Here is a 7,136-nt window from a genome sequence, read left to right on the forward strand (position 1 = left end):
TGGGGGGCCTGGTGGGCCGCTGGAACGGTGCCCTGCCCCAGCTGCTGATCAGCTACAGCTTTGGTCCGCTCGTGCCGCAGCTGCTTCTGTGTTGCGCCGTCGCCGTGCTGGCTCTGGGCCTGCGGCGTGTGCTGCTGCTGGAGTCATGATCCGGCCTGTGTATCTCATCGCCCTGGCCGTGGTGGTGAGCGATCAACTGAGCAAGCTGGTGGCCCTGCATCAGCTCAGCGGGCGAGGCGTTCAGCCCTTGCTCCCGGGCCTTTTGCAACAACGGCTGGTGTTCAACACGGGCGCGGCCTTCAGCATGCTGGAGGGCAATGCCTTTGGCCTTGGTCTGGTGAGTGCGGCCGTGGCCGTGGGCCTGGTGGTCTGGATTCAAACCAGCGGGACCCTCAGCCGCTGGCAGAGCCTCGGGCTGGGGCTGCTGCTGGGTGGAGCGATTGGCAACGGGCTTGATCGCTGGCGGCTCGGCAGCGTGGTGGATTTTCTCGAGTTCGTGCCGGTGCCGTTTCCGGTGTTCAACCTGGCTGACACCGCGATCAATCTGGCTGTGGTCTGCCTCCTGATCGATCTACTGCGCCGCCAGGATGGGCGTCATGACCGCCCGGCCCGCTGAACTGAGCTGGAGCAGCCTCGGCCAGAGCGAGCAGCGCCGGCAGCTCCAGCCCGGTACCTATCGCATCGGCCGCGACCCTTCAGCGGAACTCCCCATCCAGGCTGCCGGGGTGAGCCAGCAGCACGCCTTGCTCGAGTGGGTGGACGGCCACTGGCTCCTCACCGATCTGAACTCCACCAACGGACTTTGGTGGCGCGGACGCCGCATCCAGCAGCTGCTGCTCTGTGATGGCGATCGCATCCGCATGGCTCCAACCGGCGCGGAGGGTGCCGCTGAACTGGTTTTTTATCAACCGGCGCAACGGCCCTGGCGGCTGCTGCGGAGGTGGGGCAGTGCTGCTGCTGCGGTGGTGGCCGCCGGCGGCCTGGCCCTACTGGGTGTCGGACGGCTGCAGGTTCCGGTGGAAGCTGAACTTGCGGCCAGCCGCGGGCCCCTGCTTTTGTTCGATGGAGCCGATCGGCCGTTGATGGCCTTCGAATCGGTTCAGCACCGCGAACAGCGCGATCTCAGCCGGTTTCCAGAAGAGCTGATCAGCGCCCTGCTGGCCAGCGAGGACAACCGCTTCTGGTGGCACCCAGGTATTGATCCGATTGGCACCGCCCGGGCCCTGCTCACCAACCTCAGCGGTGGGCGCGTGATTGAGGGGGGCAGCACCCTTACCCAACAGCTCGCACGGAGCCTGCATCCCGAAACCGTGGGTCGTGGTGACACCTTGGGCCGCAAGTGGCGCGAATTGCTGGTGGCACTGCAACTGGAGGCCAGCCACAGCAAGCGTGATCTGCTCCTCACTTATCTCAATCGGGTTTATCTGGGGGTGGGTTGGGGCTTTGAAGACGCCGCCCGCCACTACTTCGCCCGCCCAGCGAGCGATCTCAGCCTCGAACAAGCGGCGCTGCTGGTGGGGTTGCTGCCGTCGCCGAACGGCTTCAACCCCTGCACCCAACCGCAGGCAGCGCTCGATTCCCGCAATCGGGTGCTGCTGAAGATGGTGGAAGCAGGGCGGCTCAGCCAGCAGCGGGCCAGGAGCGCCAGGCGGCACCCTCTGCAGCTAGCGCCCCAGGCCTGCGGCGCGGGCGTTGAGCAGGGCGCTCAACCGCTGCCCTTCTACACCGACCAGGTGAAGCGGGATCTGGAGGGGCTGCTGGGAGCCGATGTGGCGGCGGAAGGCAATTTTTTGGTGAGCACTTATCTCGATCCCCTGCTGCAGCAGGTGGTGGAGCGACGTCTCAGCTCGTTACTGCGCTCCAAGGCGGGGCCCCAGCAGGGTGCAGTGGTGGTGATCGACAGCCGCAACGGCGGCATCCTCGCCATCGCCGGCGGCCGCGACTACAGCCAGAGCCAATACAATCGGGCGAGCATGGCCCTGCGCCAACCGGGCAGCACCTTCAAGCTCTTCCCTTATCTCGCAGCCCTGGAGCTCGGTCTGAACGCCAGCGATCGGGTGAGCTGTGCCCCACTGGAATGGGGAGGGCAAATCTTCCGCAGCAGCTGCGGCGGCAGCCTCAGCCTGGAGCAGGCCCTCGCCAGCTCCAGCAACACCGCCGCCCTTCGCCTGGCCAGGCGGGTTGGGCTTGATCGGGTGATCGAAACCGCCCGCAAGCTCGGCATCAGCACACCGCTTGAGGCGGTGCCCGGCCTGGCCCTGGGTCAGGCCGAAGTTCGCCTGGTGGAACTCACCGGCGCCTATGCCGCAGTGGCCAACCAAGGCATCTGGCATCCGCCGAGCACGATTCGCCAACTCACCGATGCCGAACAGGAGCGCAACCGCACCAGCCAGCCGCAACGCCAGGGCACGGGTACGGGGCGGCGGGTTCTCAGCGAATCCCAGACCCGCCAGATGCAGTCGATGCTGCGGGGTGTGGTGCGCTCCGGCACGGGCCGCGCCGCACGGCTCGGCGGCGAGGAATGGGGCAAAACCGGCACCACCAACAACGGCCGCGATCTCCTGTTCATCGGGGCAGAACCCAGCCGCCACTGGGTGATGGGTGTGTGGCTGGGCAATGACGACAACACCCCCACCGGATCCAGCAGCGCCTTGGCGGCAGAGCTCTGGGGCGAGATCATCCGCTCAGCCGGTCGAGGCAGCCTCGATCGCGGCATCACCCTGCGCTGAGGTCCGCCACCTGTGAAACCTCCTGTACGACTCTGGCTCTGGATCGGTGGGGGCCTGCTCGTGCTGGTGGTGGTGACGGCTGTGCTGCAGGCCATCAACAACCTGATCTGGCAGCTGAGCTATCTTCTGCCGTCCTGGCTGGTGGGCCCCTTCACCCTGCTGCTGTTTGGCGGTGGCGCCTTACTGATTGCGCGGGTGGCCTGGCCATGGCTTGAGGGATGGCGCCGCCAGCGCAGTGGAGGCCCTGGCAGTGGAAACGCCACCGCAGCACCGCCGAACAACCGCCAGGAGGCCGCTCACCAGCAGCTGCAGGCGGTGGATCAACTGCTGGAGCGGATTCGCGATGCCGTGCAGCGGGAGGCCCTGCAGCTGGAACGTGAGCGGGTGGCGGCCGAACTGGAGCGCGGCGATCTCGTGCTGGTGGTATTTGGCACGGGCTCTGCCGGCAAAACCTCGTTGATCCGGGCGTTGCTGAAGGATGTGGTGGGTCGGGTGGGTGCCGCCATGGGCTCCACCGATGCCTGCTTGAGCTATCGGTTGCGCCTGCAGAACCTCAACCGCGGCATTCGCCTGGTGGATACCCCAGGCATCCTGGAAGCCGGCGCTGCTGGGCAGCGGCGCGAACAGCTCGCTCGCAAACAAGCAGCGGAAGCCGATCTACTGCTGCTGGTGGTGGATGGAGATTTGCGCGCCGCCGAGCAGGAGGTTTTTGTGACGCTGGCGCAGCTGGGCAAACGGCTACTGCTGGTGCTCAACAAATGCGACCTGCGGGGAAGCGAGGAAGAGCGCCGGCTGCTGGCACTGCTGCGCCGACGCTGCCAGGGGCGAATCGCTCCAGACGACGTGATCGCCGCCAGCGCGGCGCCACAATCCGTTCCAATGCCCGGCGGCAAGCCGCTGCAGCCAGAGCCCGAACTCGATGCGTTGCTGCGCCGCATCGCCCAGGTGTTGCACAGCGATGGCGAAGAGCTGATCGCCGACAACATCCTGATGCAGAGTCGCCGCCTCAGCGAAACGGGGCGGCGACTCCTCAACGACCAACGCCAGCAGGATGCTGAAGTCGTGGTGGACCGCTACAGCTGGATCAGCGCTGGTGTCATCGCCGCCACGCCCCTACCAGGGATCGATCTGTTGGGTGCGGCAGCTGTGAATGCTCAGATGGTGATGGAAATCGGCCGCATCCATGGGGTAAGCCTCAGCCGCAGCTCCGCCCAGGAGTTAGCGGTGTCAGTCGGGCGCACCCTGGCAAGCCTGGGTGTGATCAAAGGCGGGATGGGTTTGATCAGTGCTGCTCTCAGCGTGAACCTGCCGGCCCTGGTGCTCAGCCGCGCCGTGCAGGCCGTGGGAGCAGGCTGGCTCACGCGGGTTGCAGGGCGCAGCTTCATCACCTACTTCCAGCAGGATCAGGACTGGGGCGATGGAGGCATGCAGGAAGTGGTGCAACGCCAGTACGACCTCAACCGCCGCGATACAGCGCTGAAGAGCTTTCTCAGCGCAGCCTTCAACCGCGTGGTTGAGCCGTTGCAGCGTCAGCAGAAGCAGGAGCAGCTGCCACCGCGGCCGGAGGGGCGGCGTTAGCGCCCAGCCCCATGGCCTCCGGGGGTGGTGGAAGCAAAGGTCCGCGGGAATCCAGCACAGTGATCAGCACCAGATAGGCCACGGCAATCAGGATCGAGATGGCGCCAGTCACAAGGGCCACCCAGCGGCCGCGGGTCTTGGGTTCACTCATGCTGCGGGATCAGCGAAGGGGGAGCGATGCAGGCAGAGAAGCCGTCACCACATCGGCCACAGCCTCGAGCTCGGCAGCGCCGGTGTGGGGGTTGCCCAGCACCGCCTTGAGGTGATGGCGCCCTTGATAAAGCGGTCGCGAGAGCATCAACTGGCGTTCAAGTAGGCGGTGGCGCGTCTGTTGCGACCAGTGCTCTGCCTCCGCAGCAGAGAGGTGCCGGGGTGTGAAAGCAAGCAGGTGCAGCGGGCCGCTCCGCAGCTCCAGAGGCAGGGGCTCAAGCAGGGCCTGCAGCTGCTGGCGGCGTTCGATCGCTCCACTGAGCACCCGATCGATGCCGGTGAGCCCAAGCTGCCGCAGACCCAGCCAGAGCTTGAGCACCTCAGCAGGGCGCGTGCCCTGCAAACCGCACTCACCACCATGGGCCTCCGCCCAACTGGGCTCCATGTAGGGCAGGCCGGTGGCAAAGCAGGAGGCCAGCGCATCGGGCTGGCGCAGCAGCAGCAAGGAAGACGTTTTGGTGATCCCCAGCAGCTTCTGTGGATTCACTGTGAGGGAATCAGCGAATCCCAGACCCTGCACCAGATCAGCATGACTTGAGCTGAGCCCAAACACAGCACCGATGGCACCATCCACATGCAGCCAGATTTGGCGCGCGCGGCAGATCTGGGCGACCCGATCCAGCGGATCAATCGCTCCGCGCACGGTGGTTCCGGCGGTGGCCACCACGGCAAGCACCGGCTGACCCGCAGCGATGGCGGCATCGAGTTGAGCCGCCAACTGATCCACCTGGAGGCATCCACGGCCATCCACCGCTACGGGCTGGAGGGCTGAGAGCGGCAGCCCCATCACCGCCAGTGCCTTGGCGATCGACACATGCGCATCAGCGCTGCAGAACACCAACGCGTGTTGCGCTCCCAGCAATTGCCGCTGTTGGCGCGCCACCACCAACGCCATCAGGTTGCTGAGGCTGCCGCCACTGGCGGCCACACCGCCAGCCTGATCACCGAGGCCAAGCCTCTCGGCCATCCAGGCGCAGAGGCTGCGCTCGAGCCGCGAGAGACTTGGCGAAAGCTCTTCAGCGAGCAGATTGTTGTTGAGGCCGGCGCAAATCAGATCTGCTGCCACCGAGGCGGTGAGTGGAGGCGGATCCAGGTGTGCCATCGAACCCGGATGCACCGGGTTGAATGCCCCATCCATCACCAACTGAAGATCATCGAGCAGGGTGAGGGGATCCAAACCAGCCTCCCCCGGTGCCACCTCCGGCAACACGCTCAGCAAGGGCAGAGGTGAGCGCTGGCTGGAATCACCCCACCAGCGGCAGAGCTGACCCGAGGTCTGCTGCAGAAACGCCAGCAGATCTCCATCCAGTCCAGAAGGATCCGGAAAGAGCGGCAAGGAGGGCGCGGCCGCTGGCTCGTGCTGAGGGGCTGGAGCCAAGGGGGCGCCACAGGGTTTGCCCATTCTCACCAATGGCCGGCCCAATGCCAGGCTGGGATCAGGCGCTGGCATTGTGCACAGAGCGTGGGCGGATGTTCTGGGGCCGGCGGAACAACTCCTCTGGATGCAGCGGCTGCTCAGGCACGCTGAGCTGGTAGGCCGCCAGGGGGAGATTCCCGTGGCGGCCGTGATGGTGGACGGACAGGGAAAAGCCGTGGGCTGGGGCAGCAACCGGCGCGAGCGAGACCAGCATCCCCTCGGCCATGCCGAACTGGTGGCGTTGCAGCAAGCCGCTCGCCTGCGGGGCGATTGGCGCTTTAACGATTGCACCCTGCTCGTGACCCTGGAGCCCTGCCCCATGTGTGCGGGGGCTTTGGTGCAAGCCCGGGTGGGGCGGGTGGTGTTCGGTGCCAGCGACCCCAAACGGGGAGCGCTCGGTGGGGTGCTCGACCTGAGCACCAACCCGAGCGCCCACCACTACATGCAGGTGGTGGGCGGGGTGGAAGCGAGCCTGTGTGCGGATCAGCTGGAGCGGTGGTTCAAGCAGCGGCGGCAGCAGCAACGGGAGCAGCGCTCCGGAAGGCCGGCAGCTCCTGTTCAAGAAGGTTGAGCAGCAGATCCACGTTCTCCTCGCGGCTGTTGTAACCCATCAGGCCAATGCGCCACACCTTGCCAGCGAGGGCGCCGAGGCCACCACCCACCTCAATGCCGTGCTTGTTGAGCAAGTGGAGCGTGAAGGCCTTGCCATCCACACCCTCGGGGATGCGCACTGTGGTGAGGGTGGGCAGGCGCAACTCCGCCGGTACATGGCACTGCAGGCCAAGAGCTTCAAGACCCGACCACAGATGCTCGGCGTTGCGGCGATGACGCTCCCAAACGTTCTCCAGACCTTCTTCTGCGATCAGGCGTAGGGCCTCACGCATGCCGAAGTTCATATTGACTGGAGCGGTGTGGTGATAGACGCGGTCACTGCCCCAGTACTGGTTGAGCAGACTGACATCGAGGTACCAGTTCGGCACCTTGCCGCTGCGGGCGGCGAGCTTCTCCTCCGCGCGTGGCCCCATGGTGAAGGGACCTAGGCCGGGGGGGCAGCTGAGGCCTTTCTGGCTGCAGCTGTAAGCGAGATCCACCTGCCACTCATCGAGGTAGAGCGGCACTGCACCGAGTGAGGTGACGGTATCGAGCAGCAGCAGGCAGTCGTACTGACGGCAAAGAGCACCGATGCCATCCATCGGCTGACG

At 65.9% G+C, this 7,136-nt stretch carries 6 protein-coding genes; 4 read left to right on the top strand and 2 right to left on the bottom strand.

Annotation, left to right across the window (positions count from 1 at the left end):
- Positions 1 to 145 precede the first annotated feature (145 nt).
- Genes lspA through ACIQ2E_RS10955 form a run of 3 tightly spaced genes read left to right on the top strand, consistent with a single transcriptional unit; the run spans position 146 to position 4,307 of the window.
- Positions 146 to 616, top strand: a complete 471-nt coding sequence (gene lspA, locus ACIQ2E_RS10945) for a signal peptidase II (protein WP_398330219.1) — start codon at positions 146 to 148, stop codon at positions 614 to 616.
- On the top strand, positions 597 to 2,729 hold the full coding sequence (locus ACIQ2E_RS10950) for a transglycosylase domain-containing protein (protein ID WP_398330222.1): 2,133 nt from the start codon (positions 597 to 599) through the stop codon (positions 2,727 to 2,729). Before lspA ends, ACIQ2E_RS10950 begins: the two co-directional genes overlap by 20 nt.
- A gap of 12 nt (positions 2,730 to 2,741) precedes the next feature.
- A complete protein-coding gene (locus ACIQ2E_RS10955; protein ID WP_398330225.1) occupies positions 2,742 to 4,307 on the top strand; it encodes a YcjF family protein in 1,566 nt (521 codons plus the stop codon).
- 160 nt (positions 4,308 to 4,467) lie between these two features.
- Here ACIQ2E_RS10955 and ACIQ2E_RS10960 read toward each other — a convergent pair whose 3' ends face one another.
- Positions 4,468 to 5,919, bottom strand: coding sequence for a pyridoxal phosphate-dependent decarboxylase family protein (locus ACIQ2E_RS10960; RefSeq protein WP_398330228.1), 1,452 nt, complete (start codon positions 5,917 to 5,919; stop codon positions 4,468 to 4,470).
- Positions 5,920 to 6,019: 100 nt separating this feature from the next.
- On the opposite strand from ACIQ2E_RS10960, the gene ACIQ2E_RS10965 reads away from it, so the two are divergent.
- On the top strand, positions 6,020 to 6,505 hold the full coding sequence (locus ACIQ2E_RS10965) for a nucleoside deaminase (RefSeq protein WP_398330231.1): 486 nt from the start codon (positions 6,020 to 6,022) through the stop codon (positions 6,503 to 6,505).
- On the opposite strand, the gene ACIQ2E_RS10970 is transcribed toward ACIQ2E_RS10965, so the two are convergent.
- On the bottom strand, positions 6,435 to 7,136 hold a 702-nt coding region (locus ACIQ2E_RS10970), incomplete at its 5' end, for a pyridoxal-phosphate-dependent aminotransferase family protein (protein WP_398330233.1). The two genes, ACIQ2E_RS10965 and ACIQ2E_RS10970, sit on opposite strands and share 71 nt — an antisense overlap.

The organism is Vulcanococcus sp. (genome assembly GCF_044369115.1).
GTDB lineage: Bacteria > Cyanobacteriota > Cyanobacteriia > PCC-6307 > Cyanobiaceae > Vulcanococcus.

Excerpts from the sequence above, each read along its gene's own strand:
- lspA (WP_398330219.1), top strand. The coding sequence starts at position 146 with ATGATCCGGCCTGTGTATCTCATCGCCCTGGCCGTGGTGGTGAGCGAT.
- ACIQ2E_RS10950 (WP_398330222.1), top strand. The coding sequence starts at position 597 with ATGACCGCCCGGCCCGCTGAACTGAGCTGGAGCAGCCTCGGCCAGAGC.
- ACIQ2E_RS10960 (WP_398330228.1), bottom strand. The coding sequence starts at position 5,919 with ATGGGCAAACCCTGTGGCGCCCCCTTGGCTCCAGCCCCTCAGCACGAG.
- ACIQ2E_RS10965 (WP_398330231.1), top strand. The coding sequence starts at position 6,020 with ATGCAGCGGCTGCTCAGGCACGCTGAGCTGGTAGGCCGCCAGGGGGAG.